We start from the raw sequence: 16,318 nt of genomic DNA, 5'->3' as shown, positions 1-16,318 counted from the left end.
GACACTGCACATCATGACCACTTACGACGACTTGCGCGCACTGTTCGTGAACTGCACTCTGAAGCGCTCGCCCACGCTGAGCAATACGCAAGGCCTCATCGACCTCAGCGCTCGAATCATGGAGAAGCAAGGAGTTCAGGTCTCCCATATTCGAGCGGTCGATCACGACATCGCGACGGGCGTCTGGCCGGATATGACCGAGCACGGATGGGCCACCGACGAGTGGCCGGTGGTGCAGCGCCAGGTGATGGCGGCCGACATCCTGGTGCTGGCCGGGCCGATCTGGCTGGGTGACAACAGTTCGGTCACCAAGATGGTGATCGAACGGCTCTACGCCAATTCGTCGATCCTCAACGAGGCAGGCCAGTATGCCTATTACGGTCGGGTCGGCGGGTGCCTGATCACCGGAAACGAGGACGGCGTGAAGCATTGCGCCATGAATGTGCTCTACAGCCTGCAGCATCTCGGCTATACCATCCCGCCGCAGGCAGACGCCGGGTGGATCGGCGAGGCCGGACCCGGCCCGTCGTACCTCGATCCCGGCTCCGGCGGCCCGGAAAACGACTTCACCAACCGCAACACCACCTTCATGACATGGAATTTGCTGCACCTCGCGCGGCTGTTGAAGGACAACGGCGGCGTACCCGCGCACGGCAATCAGCGTTCGGAATGGGACGCCGGGTGTCGATTCGATTTCGAGAACCCGGACTATCGGTAACCTTCGTCCGAATCGTCTGGGCAGCATCGCAACGCTCGCCGATGTCTCGATGCTGAAAGAATGCTGTCTGATCGCCAAGAAACCAGATCGACGTAGAATCGCAAGCAGTTGAGCAAAACCGACCTAGTGCGGACAAATAGCTCGGGTGCGGCCTTCGAGGGGCCAGGGTTATACCGTCCTGTTCGGTCGGCTGTCATTTCTACGTCTGTCAACAAGAACGGTTGGTGAATCGGCTATGCGAACCGAGGGAGACAAGTGGGACATCGTCAGTAGCGTAGGGCGCACTGCGCTCGGCGTTGCCACGTTTCGAGCGTTGGAGACCTTCGACCCCGATCCGTTGATTCGTGACGACTACGCGCCCTGGTTCGTCGAAGCCGCAGGCGAACCGTACTTCACCGGCCTGTTGGCCGACCCCTCGATACTGATGGACACCCCGTTCTTCCCCGGTTTCATGGGGGCGCGGACCAAGTTCTTCGACGAGATGTTCCTGTCCGCGTCGGCGACCGGGGTGCGGCAAGCGGTGATCGTCGCCGCAGGACTCGACGCACGGGCATATCGCCTCGACTGGCCGCCGGGAACAACGGTATTCGAGATCGACCAACCGAAAGTCTTGGAATTCAAGCAGACAGTTCTCACCGAACACGACGCTCGGCCGAAGGCTATACGGCGACCGGTACCAGTGGATTTGCGAGATGACTGGCCGGCCGCTCTCCGCGCAGCTGGCTTCGAGCCCACCATGCCTGCTGCCTGGTCGATCGAAGGGTTGCTGCCCTACCTACCCGGCGGGGCGCAGGACGCACTGTTCGAACGAATCGACGCGCTTTCTGCACCGGGTACCCACCTCGGTGCCGAGAGTTTCGGGACCGCAGCCGACTATCAGCGCCTCGCGGCGTTCGAGTTGCAGTATGTGGACAAAAGCCCATTCGGCGACGAAGACCCCGTGGACCTGTTCTACAACGACGAACGCGCCGATCCGATGCGGTGGCTGACCGACAATGGCTGGACGGCCGAAGCTGTCACGATGGAAGCGCTGACCACGACTTACGGCCGCCCTATTCCGGACCTTCCCGACGAACTGGTCGACCTGATGCAACGACCGCAGTACATTACTGCGACTCGCTGACCTGGGACCGGAACACCGCGTTCGAACACCTGTGACGAACGGGGCTACCGAGCAGATACCTGGCGCTGGGTGGGCCTAGGAGGACTTGAACCTCCGACCTCTTCGTTATCAGCGAAGCGCTCTAACCGCCTGAGCTATAGGCCCGTACGGCTCTCGGACCATGTCCTCTGAGCCGAGCACAAAGATTACCCGACACACCGCGAGTCATCCAAAACCGCAGGTAGAGCTACTGCTGTTCACCTCAATGAGATCCAGCGACTGGTCGATGCCCGAGCAGCCGAAACTCGAATGAAGTGACCTACAACACAGCTGAGGCCACCCCGTGGGGTGGCCTCTGATTCGCGTTGTGGGTGATGCGCTCTGGCTAGTCCGGGTCCGCAAGAGTTACTTGGATGCCCCCCACGAGATCGCAGCACTGGTTGTAGATGAATGTGCCGATCGTGCCGAGGGCGGTGAACAGCACGATATTTATCAGACCGATCACTCCCGCATAGCCGAAAACGGTGCCGGCGTCGATCAACCCCACCGAGCCGGTGTCCTGGGACACCATGTCGGTGAAGGTGTTGTTCAGCCGATCCCAGACCCCCATGCCTGCGAGCACGATGTAGAGCAAACCAATCGCGAGCATCCACACGAAGAACATCGCGACGCTGATCACCAGCGAGATCTTCAGCGTCGACCACGGGTCGATACGACGAATCTGCACCGTGGCACGTAAGGGGCCCCCGCTGGACGGGGTCACAACCGGCATCGCGGGTGAAACCGGCAAAGCCGGTGGGGCTGCGCTCTCGGTCGGCGGCGGCAGCGGATGGCGGATCTCGGACAAATCGGGCATGTCCTTGATCAGTTCCGGCCTGGCGATGCTGCGGGTAGGTCCGTCGATGCCGACGGACTTCGCCATCGCAGCTTCCTTGCGCGCCGCCTTGGCCGCGAGGTCGGCGGTGGTCCGCGCATTGGACATACCACCACCGAGGCTCGCCGGGTGCGGGCGACCGGCGACCGGCGCCTGGCCGGGCCGGTTCAGGTTCGACTGCGGCTCTCGCTGCGGAAGCTGCGACCATCCGCTTCGATAGGGAGACTGCTGAGCTCCGCTGGCCGGCGACTCGGTGGGCTGCTGCGCCCCGGCCCCGTCCTCGCGTGCGGGCTGCTCAGCAGCGGGGTTCATCCGTACCGTCTTCTGGCCCGATTCGTCCCCATCGTCATTCGTCGCCCCACGCGCCGCGTCTGCTTGCGACGCCCCATCGACCTGCTGATCGGGCGTCTCGCGCTCCTGGTCGGCGTCGGGCGGGTCCTGTGGCCGAGGCGTCGCCTGCTGGCCCTGGCGCGCCTCCGGCTCATTGCTCGACGGGCTGTTCTCCGCGGGGGCGACCGGCCGTGGAATCGGCCGCGGCGGGATCGGTGACGGCGCGATCCGCTCGGTCACGCCGTTGGTCTGCTGCCGCTCGTCATTCGGCTGATTCGGAGTGGTCAATGGCAATCCTTAGATCCGTGTGTCGCCGCCGCTGTCGGGTTACTTCTGCGCGGGGCCGGAGCCGCCGCCACTGGCAATCTGATCGAGATCGGGCTCGTCGGCATTGCGCGCGATCGCAAGCAAGGTATCGCCCTGCGCGAGGTTCATCAATCGCACGCCCTTGGTCTGCCGTCCCGCCTTGCGAACCTGCCTCGCCGCGGTCCGAATGACACCGCCGCCGGAGGTGATCGCATACAGCTCATCATCGTCGTCGACGGTGAGCGCCCCGACCAGAGTGCCACGCTTCGCATCGAACTGAATGGTCAGTACGCCCTTACCTCCGCGACCCTGTGGGGCGTACTCCTCGATCGCGGTCCGTTTGGCGTAGCCCCCCGAGGTCGCGACCAGTAAATAGGTACCGTCACGAACCACATTGAGCGACAACAGTTCATCACTTGTATTGAACCGCATGCCCTGCACACCCGAGGTGGCGCGCCCCATCGGGCGCAGAGCCTCGTCCGTGGCCGAAAAGCGGATCGACTGGCCGAGCGCCGACACCAGCAGCAAGTCGTCGTCGGCCGAACAGAGCACAGCTCCCACCAGTTCGTCCTCGTCGCGCAGATTGACCGCGACGATCCCGCCGCTGCGGTTGGAGTCGAAGTCCGACAATTTCGACTTCTTCACCAATCCGTTCTTGGTGGCCAATACCAGGTACGGGGCGTCATCGTAGGACTTGATCTGAATGATCTGGGCTATCTTCTCGTCCGGGTGGAAGGCCAACAGATTCGCCACGTGCTGCCCGCGCGCGGTGCGATTGGCCTCGGGCAACTCGTATGCCTTGACCCGATAGACCCGCCCCTTGTTGGTGAAGAACAACAGCCAGTCGTGCGTCGACGAGATGAAGAAGTGTTTGACGATGTCGTCCTGCTTGAGACCAGCGCCCTGCACGCCCTTCCCGCCGCGCTTCTGGCTCCGGTAGAGATCGGTCTTGGTGCGCTTGGCATAGCCCGTCTCGGTGATCGTGACAACCACATCCTCCCGGGCAATGAGATCCTCGTCGGCCACGTCGCCATCGGCTGCGATGATCTTGGTGCGCCGTTGGTCGCCGTATTTGTCCACGATCTCGCGCAACTCGTCACGGACGATCACCCGCTGACGCGCCGGCTTGTCCAAAATGTCCTTGAGGTCGGCGATTTCGAGTTCGATCTTGGCCAGCTCGTCGACGATCTTCTGACGCTCCAACGCCGACAGGCGCCGCAACTGCATGTCCAGGATCGCGGTCGCCTGGATCTCGTCGATGTCGAGCAACCGCATCAATCCGGTGCGCGCGGTCTCGGTATCGGCCGAGCGTCGAATCAACGCAATGACTTCGTCCAATGCATCGAGGGCCTTGACCAGACCGCGCAGAATATGCGCCCGTTCCTCGGCCTTGCGCAGCAGGTACCGAGTCCGCCGCACGATGACATCGAGTTGATGGTTGACGTAGTGCCGGATCATCTGGTCCAGCCGCAGAGTCCGCGGCACGCCATCGACGATGGCCAGCATGTTCGCCCCGAAGCTGGTCTGCAGCTGGGTGTGCTTGTAGAGGTTGTTCAGCACCACCTTCGCCACGGCGTCGCGCTTGACGGTGACCACGATGCGCAGGCCCGCCCGATCGGAGGACTCGTCGTGGATGTCGGAAATGCCCATGATCTTGCCATCGCGCACCTGCTCGGCGATGGACGAGATCAGGTTGTCCGGGTTGACCTGGTAGGGCAACTCGGTGATGACGATCGTGGTGCGCGCCTTGGTGTCTTCCTCGATCTCGACCACGCCGCGCATCCGGATGGAACCGCGACCGGTGGTGTAGGCATCCTGGATACCCTGGCCACCCACGATCAGGCCGTTGGTCGGGAAATCCGGCCCCTTGATCCGTTCCATGCACGCAGCGAGGGTGGCCTCCTCGTCGGCGTCGTGGTTGTCCAGGGCCCAGTAGATCGCTTCGCCGACTTCCGCGAGATTGTGCGGCGGCATATTGGTCGCCATCCCGACTGCGATCCCGCCCGATCCGTTGATCAGCAGGTTCGGTACTCGAGACGGCAAAACCACCGGCTCCTGGGAGCGGCCGTCGTAGTTCGGCGCGAAATCCACCGTCTCGTGGTCGATCTCGCGCAACATTTCCATCGCGATCGGAGTGAGCCGACACTCGGTGTAGCGCATGGCCGCCGGGCCGTCGTTGCCCCGCGACCCGAAGTTGCCTTGTGGATCGACCAGCGGGTAGCGCAACGACCATGGCTGTGCCATGCGCACCAACGTGTCGTAGATCGCGGCGTCGCCATGTGGGTGGTAGTTGCCCATGGTCTCGGCGACCGGGCGCGCCGACTTCACATATCCGCGGTCGGGGCGGTATCCGTTGTCGTACATCGCGTAGAGGATGCGGCGATGCACCGGCTTGAGCCCGTCGCGCACATCGGGCAGCGCACGGCCGACGATCACGCTCATCGCGTAATCGATGTAGCTGTTCTGCATCTCCTGCTGAATGTCGACCGGTTCGATGCGCTCGCCGCCGGTCGGGGGCAGGGTGATGTCGGTCATGAGGTCTCCTGTGTCCTGCGGGGGCTTTCACACCCCGCCGGCGTCATGAGCGCTTCGCGATGATGTCTCATGTCGCTGCTGTGGAAAGTCACGTGCGGAAATCGTGCGTTCGCTCGGATGCCCGGTCACTCACAGATCGAGGAACCGAACGTCCTTGGCATTGCGCGTGATGAAGCTGCGCCGCGCCTCCACGTCTTCGCCCATCAATACACTGAACAGCTCGTCGGCTGCGGCCGCGTCATCCAGCGTCACCTGACGCAACAACCGCACCGTTGGGTCCATGGTGGTTTCCCACAGTTCCTTGGGGTTCATCTCGCCCAGGCCCTTGTAGCGCTGTACGCCATCGTCTTTGTTGATCTTCTTGCCCGCGGACAAGCCGGCCTCCAGCAGACCATCGCGCTCGCGGTCGGAATAGGCGAACTCCGGATCGCTGCGCTGCCATTTGAGTTTGTACAGCGGAGGCTGGGCCAAGTACACGTGGCCGTGCTCCACGAGCGGACGCATGAACCGGAACAGCAGTGTGAGCAGCAGTGTCGAAATGTGCTGGCCGTCGACGTCGGCATCGGCCATCAATACGATCTTGTGATACCGCAGCTTGCCGATGTCGAACTCGTCGTGGATGCCGGTGCCGAACGCGGTGATGATCGACTGCACCTCGTTGTTCTTGAGAACCCTGTCGATCCGCGCCTTTTCGACGTTGATGATCTTGCCTCGAATGGGCAGGATCGCCTGATACATCGAGTCCCGACCGGACTTGGCCGACCCACCTGCGGAATCGCCCTCCACAATGTAGATCTCGGACTTTCGTGGATCCTTGGAACGGCAGTCGGCCAACTTTCCGGGCAGACCGCCCAGGTCGGTGGCCGATTTGCGGCGCACCAGTTCCCGCGCCTTCCGCGCGGCCACCCGAGCTTGCGCCGAGGACACGGCCTTGTTGACGATGGTCTTCGCATCTGCCGGGTTGGCCTCGAACCAATGGGTGAGATGCTCGTTACAGGTGCGCTGCACGAACGACTTCACTTCGGTATTGCCGAGCTTGGTCTTGGTCTGGCCCTCGAACTGCGGCTCACCGACCTTGACGCTCACGATCGCGGCCAAGCCCTCGCGGATGTCGTCGCCGGTGAGGTTGCCGTCCTTCTCCTTGAGCAGTTTCTTTTCCTTGGCGTACTTGTTGACCACCGTGGTCAAGGCCGCCCGGAAGCCCTCCTCGTGCGTGCCGCCTTCGTGCGTGTTGATGGTGTTGGCGAAGGTGTGCACAGACTCGGAGTAGCCCGAATTCCACTGCATCGCGACCTCGAGCTCGTGGCCAGCGCCCCGGCCGGTGAATGCCACGACCGAGTTGTGGATCGATTGCTTGGTTCGGTTGATGTGGCGAACGAAGTCCTCGAGGCCACCCGGATAGTGGTAGGTCCGGGTCTTCACCTTGTGCTCGGCGGGGGAATCGGCCTCCGTCGCGTGCTTGGGTGCGTCGGCCGTTTCGCTGACCACCTCGTCGGTGATGTCGGTGTCGGTGACCCGTTCGTCGGTGAGCACGATGGTCAGTCCCTTGTTCAGGAACGCCATTTCCTGCAGCCGGCGAGCCACCGTCTCGAAGTTGTACGTCGTGGTCTCGAAGACCTCGGGATCGGCCCAGAAGCGAATGGTGGTGCCGGTCTTCTTGGTCGGCTCCCCCTGGATCAGTCGGCCAGGGGTGGCGTCCTTGTAGGTCTGCGTCCAGTGGTGTCCGTCGCGATCGATTTCCGCTTCCAAACGGGTCGACAACGCGTTGACCACCGAAATACCGACGCCGTGCAGGCCACCGGACACCGCGTAGGAATCCGAGTCGAACTTGCCGCCGGCGTGCAGCTGCGTCATGACCACCTCGATGGTGGGGATGCCTTGCGTGTGCATCGCCACCGGAATGCCGCGGCCGTCGTCGACCACTTCGACGCCGCCGTCGGCCAGGAGGGTGACCGCGACCGTGGTGGCATAGCCGGCCATCGCCTCGTCGACGGAGTTGTCGACGACCTCCCAGATCAAATGGTGTAGACCGCGCTCACCAGTGGAGCCGATATACATGCCCGGGCGCTTGCGGACCGCCTCGAGGCCCTCGAGAACTGTGATGGAGGAGGCTCCGTAGTCTCGTCTCCCGGTTGCCCTGGCCGAACCCGATGGTTTGGAGTCGTTGGCAGCCACTGGTCGGTAGCTCTCCTTACTTGCTGATCCCGGCGCCCGCGATCACACAGCGCGGCTGCGGACCCGGTCGTTGTCCTACTCGAGGATCGGAGTCCGCATGGACCGTGCGAAACGCGCCGAAGGTATCGCCGCTAGTTACGTCACCATCCTACTGGTACACCCAACCTGCAACGCACTTCCGACACCCCTGACGGCTCTCTGAATGCGTGAAATCGGACTCCATCGACTCGCTTGCGCCCTTCACTGTTTTCGATCCATCAGGAGTCTGCTGAGCACGACGCCGCGGTGGGCGTCATCGCTGTGGCTGGCACCGTGGGCCGCAGAGCGCCCCTGGTGCGGCCGAACACGCCCCGGTCCACGGTCAACCATAGGTGTCGCGTGGTCCTCGGCCCTTGACGTGACGGTGGCCCTTGCGCCAACTCGGCGCAGCCGGCCCGGAGACTTTCAGCGACGTCACCACACTGTGACCGACAGCAGCATGAATTTTCGCCAAGATCTGTCCCTGCAGCATCCGCAATTGCGTAGCCCACGCGGTCGATTCGGCCGCGATGCTGAGCACGCCGTCCTTCAATGCGATCGGCGTGGCGTGTGCGGCGATGTCATCGCCCACCACGGCAGCCCACCGACCGAACACCATCCCCTCTGCCACCCTGCCCGACCAGCCCCGACTCTTGGCCAGAGAACCGGCCACCGTGGACAACAGCTGAGGATCACGATCGTCCGGTCGAGCGCTGGACCATCCGGTGCGCCTGCGGACACCGGTCCGTAGGCGGCGCTGCGGCGAAGAGCGGCCTTGCCCGACAGGCTTTCCACTGGCTCGCGCCGCGGCCCGCGCTTGCTCCAAGGCCCGGCGAGCCAGGTCCACCCCGCGAGGCTCGTGTCCTTCACCCGCAGATCCCGGCTGATCGGGCACTACCCCTCCTCCACAGCAGTTTTCCCCAGATTTTTCACGTTATCCCCAGCTTTGCTGTATGTTGCCGAACTCCATCGGCTGAAGCACTGAACATCGGCAGACTCGGCAATTTCGCCGTCCAACAGCCGCTGAATCGATCTTGTTCACAGGCAAATTGCTTGCTCATAAGTTGCCAATCCGATCTTCTTCCACTAGCCCGTCCTCGAACACCCGAGTTATCCACACTCGATGGGTGGTTCGTCGCTGCACGACCCGGCTCATCGGTTCGACGGCGACGCATCCGTAGCAGCTGGCGAGTCGGCACCGTCGTGCGAACCACCGACGTCATCGTCGATCCGACCTCGCACACCGAGGCGCGAAACACGACGATCGGGCTCTCCTACGCTCTCGACTCCGACAGGTGAGGCATCGAGTGTCGCCGGAACGTCCTCCGGCACCGCCGCCGTGATGAGAACTTGCTCTGCCTCCGCGGCGACAGCGGCCAGAGCCGCGCGCCGACGCTGATCGAGTTCGGCGAACACATCATCGAGCAGCAACACCGGTTCGACGCCGCCGGTGCGCAGAAGTTCGAATGCGCCCAAGCGCAGGGCGAGCGCGAACGACCAGGACTCGCCGTGACTGGCATACCCTTTGGCCGGCGAATCCCCGAGCGCCAGAGCAAGTTCGTCACGGTGCGGGCCGACCAAGCACACGCCACGCTCGAGCTCACGTGCCCGTGCCGCGGCGAGCGCCCCCAACACGATCGCCTCGAATGCCTCGGCGTCATCCGGTTGCGGTGGCCGGGCCGGATCCATCAGTTCCGGCGGCAGCGACCCACTCTGGTAGGCGATCGAGGCAGGCCGCGATTCCGGTGCGATCGCGGCGTAGGACCGAGCGACGTGGGGAGCCAGGTCGTGAATCAGCCGCAATCGCTGCGCCAGCAGCACCCCGGCGTGCGCGGCCAGGTGACCGTCCCACACGTCGAGAGTCGTCAGATCTGGTTTCGATCGGGCATGTCTGCTCGCCGATTTCAACAACGCCGACCGCTGACGCAGTACCCGGTCGTAGTCACTGCGGACGGCTGCCAGCCTGGGTAGGCGTGCTGTGCACAACTCGTCCAGGAAACCACGGCGCTCCGCCGGATCACCGCGCACCAAGGCGAGATCCTCCGGTGCGAACAGCACCGTGTGCAGTATGCCGAGGATCTCCCGTGGGCGTCGCACCGGTGAACGATTGACCTGGGCACGGTTGGCCTTGGATCGATTCAGTTCGACATCGACGCGCAACTCACGACCGGCATTGATCACCGTCGCGCCGATCCGGGCCCGCTCGGCGCCGGTCCGGATCAGCGGAGCGTCGGTCGCAACGCGATGTGACCCGAGACCGGCCAAGTACTCGACCGCCTCCAGAATATTGGTCTTACCGTTTCCATTTGCCCCCACGAAGACGGTTCGACCTGGGGACAATTCGATTTCCGCATGATCCCACGAGCGGAAATCGTGCAAGGACAACGTCTGGATGAACATGCCGCTATCGCGCTTCTGCCTGGACCGGAACCGGAGTATCCACAGACCTGCAGGAGAATTCGAGAGCCGGAGCGTGGCGTGACCCGATCGGCACCTCTGTGGAAGCTCTGTGCACAGAGTACGCAGCCCTCGGCCGTATCACCGTGATCCTCCCCCGCGAGTTACGCACCATGGATTCACGTAGTGCCCGTTCCGGCGCAGACTCAGCCCGGCAACCGGACCGGCATCAGCAGGTAGATGTAGGGGCTGGACAAAGCGGCGAACGCACCGGAATCGAGGGCCTGGGGTTCGCTCTCGGCAGCGGGCAACAGCACTGCCGGTCGAGTCGGTGTGGTGAAGCCGAAGGTGACCCGATCGGAGTGCACCGCCGATAGGCCGTCGAGCAGGTAGCTCGGGTTGAAAGCGATGGTCAGCGGCTCGCCGCTCAGATCGACCTCGAGCCATTCCTCGGCGCGGCCGGCGTCGTCGCCGCCGGCGGACAGCAACAGTCCGTCGGCGGAGAATTCCAGACGCACCTGCGCACCGCGGTCGGCGACCAGGGCGACCCGCTTGATGGCGTCGATCAGCCCGGTAACCGCGACGGTTGCGATCGACGTGTGTTCTTTGGGAAGCAACTGACGGAATTTGGGGAACTCTGCATCGAGCAGCCTGGTGGTTGTCCGTCGGCCGGCATTCACGATGCCGAGCAACCCGTCCGCGCCGCCATCGGCGCCCAGCGACAGCTGGACGGGGGCGTCGGAGGAGCCGAGGGTCTTCGCGGCCTCCGACAGGGTCCGAGCCGGAATCAGCACCGAAATCTCGGTACCGGGGCGGGTGGGCTGCCATTCGATGTGCCGGATCGCGAGTCGGAACCTATCGGTTGCCGCCAAGACCATCTCGGTGTCCTGGATCTCCACTCGGATTCCGGTGAGCATGGGCAGTGTGTCGTCGCGGCCAGCCGCGACGGCTACCTGGCTCACCGCTTCGGCGAAGACATCCACAGTCAGCTCACCGGTTTGTTGCGGCACCTCGGGCAGTTGGGGGTAGTCCTCCACCGGCATGGTCGGCAAGGAGAACTTCGCGCTCCCGCATGTGATCAGGACCCGAGTGCCGTCCACCGAAACATCGACGGGCTTGTTGGACAACGCTTTGGTGATATCGGCCAGCAGGCGACCGGAGACGAGTACCCGACCCGAACCGGCGACTTCGGCTGCGACCCGGATCTGCGCAGAGACCTCGTAGTCGAATCCCGAGACCGTGAGCCCGTCTTCGCCGGCAACCAGAAGCACACCGCCGAGCACTGGTACCGGTGGTCGAGCAGGCAGGCTTCGCGCGACCCAGGCAACGGATTCGGCGAAATCCTCGCGGGCGACCCGAAACTTCATGCTTTCAAGCTCCATCGCCCGATCTGTCCTCTCCCGTTCCGTGATCTGTTGTCGGTTCGTCAGTGTCGGTTCTCGAAAGGGTTTCACTGAATCGGCTGTCCCGCAGTCTGGCACAGGCGGCCGACATCAAACCGTACCCGCGATGGCGGCAGGCACCTAGTCCGACCCTCCAGCCACGTTGGCGCCGGTTGTTCGGGAGGTGGTCCCGTCCTTGTGCCGGCACGGGGGCAAGGGCATGAGGGCACCGCTGCGGTGCACACCGTCGGTGTTCCGGTGGTGAGCTGTTCGATCGGTTTTCCCCACACCCTGTTTTGAAAGGAAATCTTCAATGAAGAGAACCGAAGTAGTAGTAGGTGTTGTGGATTCTGTGAATTAGGGAGGAAACCCCAGGTCAAAGGGCATGGTTGGGTGGGGATGACCATGGGGTGTCTCGAGGATGAACGCGGGACGTCTGTGGAGGCTTCGAATTCGTCCCAGGTTCATCCTCGAGCACTCCTCGAGTTGTCCACCGGATCCGCCCGGTTGCTCACATATGTGTGCAGCCCAGTGGACAGCTCGAGGAGTCCTCGAGGAATCCACATGGAGTCCTCGAGGACTCCACAGCCTTGTACCGAACCCGATGCTGGTCAGAAGGTGTGCATCGTTGTGGTTGGGGAAACTGTTGAATTCCGCCTGTGAGTTCAGGGCAGCGGACACCGACGGTCGCCTGTGGACGTATCCGTGGACAACCCAGTGGATTCCTCGAGGACTCCACAAGAATTCCTCGAGGAATCCACACCATAGAAAACGGCACCGCCCCAGCTCAGGGACGGTGCCGATCGGTGGATGAAGCTCAGCGTGAACGCTGCTTGATTCGGGCTGTGAGTTCTTGAACCTGGTCGTAGACTCGGCGCCGCTCGGTCATCTCCTTGCGCACCTTCTTCTCCGCATACATCACAGTGGTGTGGTCGCGACCGAAGGCCTGGCCGATCTTCGGCAGCGAGAGGTCGGTCAACTCCCGGCACAGGTACATTGCAATCTGCCGGGCCTGAGCCAGGGGCCGCGCCTTGCCAGGGCCGGTGAGTTCTTCCAAAGTGGTGTTGAAGTACTCCGCGGTGACGGCCATGATGGTCGCCGCATTGATCTCCAGGGTCGCGGTATCCGGCATAAGGTCACGCAACACCACTTCGGCCAGCGGCAGATCCAAGGGCTGTCCGTTCAGTGATGCGAAGGCGGTCACCCGGATGAGCGCACCCTCCAGTTCGCGGATGTTTCGCTCGACCCGGCTGGCGATCAGCTCCAGCACATCATGCGGCACATCGAGTCGGTCCATTCGCGCCTTCTTGCGGAGAATCGCGATCCGTGTCTCCAGTTCAGGCGGTTGCACGTCGGTGATCAGGCCCCATTCGAACCGGGTGCGCAGTCGCTCCTCCAATGTGGCCAGCTGCTTCGGTGGGCGGTCCGAGGAGACGACGATCTGCTTGTTGGCGTTGTGCAAGGTGTTGAAGGTATGGAAGAACTCCTCCTGGATACCTTCCTTGCCTTCGATGAACTGGATGTCGTCGACCAGGAGAATGTCCGTTTCCCGGTAGCGGCGTTTGAACGCGACTTTCCGATCGTCACGCAGACTGTTGATGAAGTCGTTGGTGAACTCTTCGGTCGAGACGTACTTGACCCGCATACCAGGGAAGAGCCGTTGCGCGTAGTGACCGGCCGCGTGTAGCAGATGGGTCTTGCCCAGTCCGGAAGCACCCCAGACGAACAGCGGGTTGTACGCGCGGGCGGGGGCTTCGGCAATCGCGACCGCTGCGGCGTGCGCGAACCGGTTCGACGCGCCGATGACGAAGGTCTCGAAGGTGTACTTCGCGTTGAGGCTGGCCGAGGACTGCGAGGCGGCAGTGGACTCTTGCGTGCTGGTGAAGTAGGACGGCCAGGAATTGCGGACATTCCCCCCGGCCTCGTCGTCATGGTCCATCCGTGGCCCCTCGCGGACCGGCTCGTGCGCGAGTCCCATGTCGTCGCCCGTGTCGCGGGCCGCCGTACGCGTCGGGCCGCGGACACCCGGCCCGGGTTCGGAGGCGAACAACGACTCCTGTCCCGGCGGGATCGTCTCACGGCGTGGCGGAAGGCCGTGTCGGCGCCGCGCCGCCACATCCGAGGGCGAGACCGCCGCGGGTTCGCCGGTCGTCGAGTAGTCGGTGTGCGCAGGGTAGTCGGTGTGCGCAGGGTAGTCGGAGGGTGCAGGGTAGTCGGAGGGTGCAGGGTAGTCGGAGGGTGCAGCGTAGTCGGAGGGTGCAGCGTAGTCGGCGGCGAACTCCGGCTGCCGGAATCCCTCGGGCGAAGCGAAGTCCGATTCGGGGAAGTCCGCGCCTTCGGTGTATCGAGCAGTCGGCGCGACGTCGGCGGGTTGGCCATACCGCGGGGGCGAATAGGGTTCACGGCCAGGCGTGTCGGCGCCGGGATACGCCGCGGGAGCGCGACCCGCATCCCGGATCCGTTCTGGTGTGTTGGTCATGCGGGCATGCCTCGGCGGGGCACTGTGCCGGTCGACCGGGGCTGTGGCCGGCGCGGCGATACGGACGCCCAGTCCCTCCACCTGGGGACCGAGTCGTCGGGACAGAGACCGAAGAATGGGCTCGCGCAGATCGCGCTCGATGGCTTCTTGGGCCAGTGACGAGGGCACCGACAGCAGTGCGAACCCTTGTGCGACCGTCAGCGGTTTGACAAGTTTCAGCCAGGCCTGCTGAGCTCGGGTCACCGGGGGGATGGCGCCGTCCGGCGACCCGGTGGTCAGCTCGGTGACCACCTCCGGCCACACCATGGCCAGGGGGTTCTGCTCGTCGTCCATGCGGTTCCTCCCCGAAAGTAGGTCGATTGGAGCAGACGGCCCGGGGTACGCGGCGAGAACGAGCCACGACCACCGTCGGGTCGATCTCGGCCTTCCGAATACATCCGTCACCGCGTCGGACGCTGCTCGGATCCCCCTCCGGGCAGCGGCGTGGCGCCGTCGGCCTTACGAATATGCCACCTCGGGGTTCTTTCCACACAATTATCCACAGATGTGGAGAACCATGAGGGATTGTGAATCGCGGTAGGTGAGGCAGTGCTCCTGCTCCTACCAGCTGTTCTGTAGTTATCGACTGGCTACGGATAGTGCCGTATTGGAATGCCGGCACGAGGTGTGGAAGAACTCACCGCCTTGCTACAATGCCTGCACCGTGAGCGCCGTATTCTCGGGCGTATGAGTTCCAGGTTCCAATAGGGCGAGTTGACCACTACCAAAGGTGGTCAGTACGCTCGTACGGTCACCCCTTGGTGCGGTGGCGGTCTTGCGCTGGCCGCGTTCAGGTCGTGATCGTCCGAGTGTGCGCCAGGACCGACCTGCGTCGATGATGAACGTCCTGGGATTCATCACGCAGTACATGTATCACCGATAAGCTTCGGGCGCTCCGTAGCGCCCACCTACTCGAGGAGTATCGACCGTGGCCAAGGGCAAGCGGACGTTCCAGCCGAACAACCGTCGTCGGGCGCGGGTTCACGGCTTCCGCCTCCGGATGCGCACCCGCGCCGGCCGCGCCATCGTCTCGGCGCGTCGCCGTAAGGGTCGCGCCGCCCTGACCGCATGATCACCACCTGCGGACGCTCAGGTGTTGCCTGAGCCGTATCGGTTGCATCATCGTGCCGACTTCTCCCGGACGGTGCGCCGTGGCCGGCGAATCGGGAGGCGTGATCTGGTCGTGCACGTGTTCATCCATGGGTATGACGGGCCAGTGGATTCGGCTCGTCGCTCCGAGCGCAGTTCGCTGGATGCGCTGATTCGCATCGGTGGGCCGCGCTTCGGCTTGATCGTCAGCAAGGCGGTAGGCGACGCGGTGACCAGACATCGCGTCGCCCGCCGCCTGCGTCATCTGTGCGCTCGGGTGATCGCCGATGTACCACCGCAGACCGATGTCGTGATCCGCGCGTTGCCGGGTTCGGCTCTGGCGTCGGCGGATGATTTGTCCGGTCAGTTGCGTGGTGCCCTACGCAAGGTCGGCGCCGCCGTGGCGGTGCGAACGGACGGTCACGCATGAAATCGTCCGCGACCATTACCGCGTTACCTGCGAATGCACTGATCTTCCTGATCGAGCTCTATCGCTCCTATGTCTCCCCTTTGCGGCTGCCGGTATGCCGATTCACCCCGACCTGCAGCGAGTACGCGGTTACCGCTCTACGCACGCGCGGTCTGATCGTCGGGGTCTTCTTGGCGGCCGTGCGCATCGCCAAATGTGCACCCTGGCACCCTGGTGGGTGGGACCCGGTACCGGAGCGCAGCCGCGGCACGCATCGGCTCGCGTCGACGGACCGGGCAGCGACCGACAAACCAGCGACGGACAAAGCAGCGACGGACAAAGCAGCGACCGACGAGGGGTCGCAGGAACCGAAGAGCTTGTCCGCCGGGCTGCGGTCGGAGCCGAACGCTTGGACAGGATCACCGCACGCGGTGATCGGCGACACGAACGACGGGAGTGCATAGA

The 16,318-nt window shown here is 63.7% G+C and carries 12 protein-coding genes and 1 tRNA gene; 5 read left to right on the top strand and 8 right to left on the bottom strand.

Annotated features, from left to right (window positions below; translation table 11 throughout):
- The first annotated feature begins 13 nt into the window (after positions 1–13).
- Positions 14–718: a flavodoxin family protein gene (locus K940_RS0100635; protein ID WP_028475930.1), complete on the top strand. Its 705-nt coding sequence runs from the start codon at positions 14–16 to the stop codon at positions 716–718.
- Between the two features lie 235 nt (positions 719–953).
- Positions 954–1,841 (top strand): class I SAM-dependent methyltransferase, encoded by an 888-nt coding sequence (locus K940_RS0100630; RefSeq protein ID WP_028475929.1) that lies wholly within the window; start codon positions 954–956, stop codon positions 1,839–1,841.
- Between the two features lie 70 nt (positions 1,842–1,911).
- Here the strand turns inward: K940_RS0100630 and K940_RS0100625 are convergent.
- The 8 genes from K940_RS0100625 to dnaA form a co-directional block, all read right to left on the bottom strand.
- Positions 1,912–1,985: transfer RNA gene (locus K940_RS0100625), tRNA-Ile, on the bottom strand.
- 220 nt (positions 1,986–2,205) lie between these two features.
- Positions 2,206–3,312 (bottom strand): DUF3566 domain-containing protein, encoded by a 1,107-nt coding sequence (locus K940_RS0100620; RefSeq protein ID WP_028475928.1) that lies wholly within the window; start codon positions 3,310–3,312, stop codon positions 2,206–2,208.
- A 39-nt stretch (positions 3,313–3,351) separates the two neighbouring features.
- On the bottom strand, positions 3,352–5,865 hold the full coding sequence (gene gyrA / locus K940_RS0100615; protein WP_028475927.1) for a DNA gyrase subunit A: 2,514 nt from the start codon (positions 5,863–5,865) through the stop codon (positions 3,352–3,354).
- A 129-nt stretch (positions 5,866–5,994) separates the two neighbouring features.
- Positions 5,995–8,040 (bottom strand): DNA topoisomerase (ATP-hydrolyzing) subunit B, encoded by a 2,046-nt coding sequence (gyrB, locus tag K940_RS0100610; protein ID WP_028475926.1) that lies wholly within the window; start codon positions 8,038–8,040, stop codon positions 5,995–5,997.
- 361 nt (positions 8,041–8,401) lie between these two features.
- Positions 8,402–8,953, bottom strand: a complete 552-nt coding sequence (locus K940_RS0100605) for a DUF721 family protein (protein ID WP_051406757.1) — start codon at positions 8,951–8,953, stop codon at positions 8,402–8,404.
- 257 nt (positions 8,954–9,210) lie between these two features.
- Complete coding sequence (gene recF, locus K940_RS26435; RefSeq protein ID WP_081706070.1) at positions 9,211–10,458, bottom strand: DNA replication/repair protein RecF; 1,248 nt, start codon at positions 10,456–10,458, stop codon at positions 9,211–9,213.
- Positions 10,459–10,661: 203 nt separating this feature from the next.
- Positions 10,662–11,837, bottom strand: coding sequence for a DNA polymerase III subunit beta (gene dnaN / locus K940_RS0100595; RefSeq protein WP_028475924.1), 1,176 nt, complete (start codon positions 11,835–11,837; stop codon positions 10,662–10,664).
- 817 nt (positions 11,838–12,654) lie between these two features.
- Positions 12,655–14,622, bottom strand: coding sequence for a chromosomal replication initiator protein DnaA (gene dnaA / locus K940_RS0100590; RefSeq protein ID WP_369797449.1), 1,968 nt, complete (start codon positions 14,620–14,622; stop codon positions 12,655–12,657).
- Between the two features lie 661 nt (positions 14,623–15,283).
- Between dnaA and rpmH the strand changes: the two genes are divergently transcribed.
- Genes rpmH through yidD form a run of 3 tightly spaced genes read left to right on the top strand, consistent with a single transcriptional unit; the run spans position 15,284 to position 16,317 of the window.
- Positions 15,284–15,427: a 50S ribosomal protein L34 gene (gene rpmH / locus K940_RS31320; protein ID WP_081706069.1), complete on the top strand. Its 144-nt coding sequence runs from the start codon at positions 15,284–15,286 to the stop codon at positions 15,425–15,427.
- Positions 15,428–15,448: 21 nt separating this feature from the next.
- The gene (gene rnpA / locus K940_RS0100585) at positions 15,449–15,874 is read left to right on the top strand and encodes a ribonuclease P protein component (RefSeq protein WP_028475922.1); all 426 of its coding nucleotides are present in this window, start codon (positions 15,449–15,451) and stop codon (positions 15,872–15,874) included.
- Entirely contained in the window at positions 15,871–16,317 is a 447-nt protein-coding gene (gene yidD, locus K940_RS0100580; protein WP_028475921.1) for a membrane protein insertion efficiency factor YidD, read from the top strand. Before rnpA ends, yidD begins: the two co-directional genes overlap by 4 nt.
- The last annotated feature ends 1 nt before the right edge of the window (position 16,318 follow it).

Origin of the sequence: Nocardia sp. CNY236 (genome assembly GCF_000482385.1) — a bacterium.
GTDB lineage: Bacteria > Actinomycetota > Actinomycetes > Mycobacteriales > Mycobacteriaceae > Nocardia.
Note: the sequence above shows the minus strand (reverse complement) of the source record. Positions and strands in the feature narration are given on the sequence as shown.

Excerpts from the sequence above, each read along its gene's own strand:
- K940_RS0100635 (WP_028475930.1), top strand. The coding sequence starts at position 14 with ATGACCACTTACGACGACTTGCGCGCACTGTTCGTGAACTGCACTCTG.
- K940_RS0100630 (WP_028475929.1), top strand. The coding sequence starts at position 954 with ATGCGAACCGAGGGAGACAAGTGGGACATCGTCAGTAGCGTAGGGCGC.
- gyrA (WP_028475927.1), bottom strand. The coding sequence starts at position 5,865 with ATGACCGACATCACCCTGCCCCCGACCGGCGGCGAGCGCATCGAACCG.
- recF (WP_081706070.1), bottom strand. The coding sequence starts at position 10,458 with ATGTTCATCCAGACGTTGTCCTTGCACGATTTCCGCTCGTGGGATCAT.
- dnaN (WP_028475924.1), bottom strand. The coding sequence starts at position 11,837 with ATGGAGCTTGAAAGCATGAAGTTTCGGGTCGCCCGCGAGGATTTCGCC.
- dnaA (WP_369797449.1), bottom strand. The coding sequence starts at position 14,622 with ATGGTGTGGCCGGAGGTGGTCACCGAGCTGACCACCGGGTCGCCGGAC.
- yidD (WP_028475921.1), top strand. The coding sequence starts at position 15,871 with ATGAAATCGTCCGCGACCATTACCGCGTTACCTGCGAATGCACTGATC.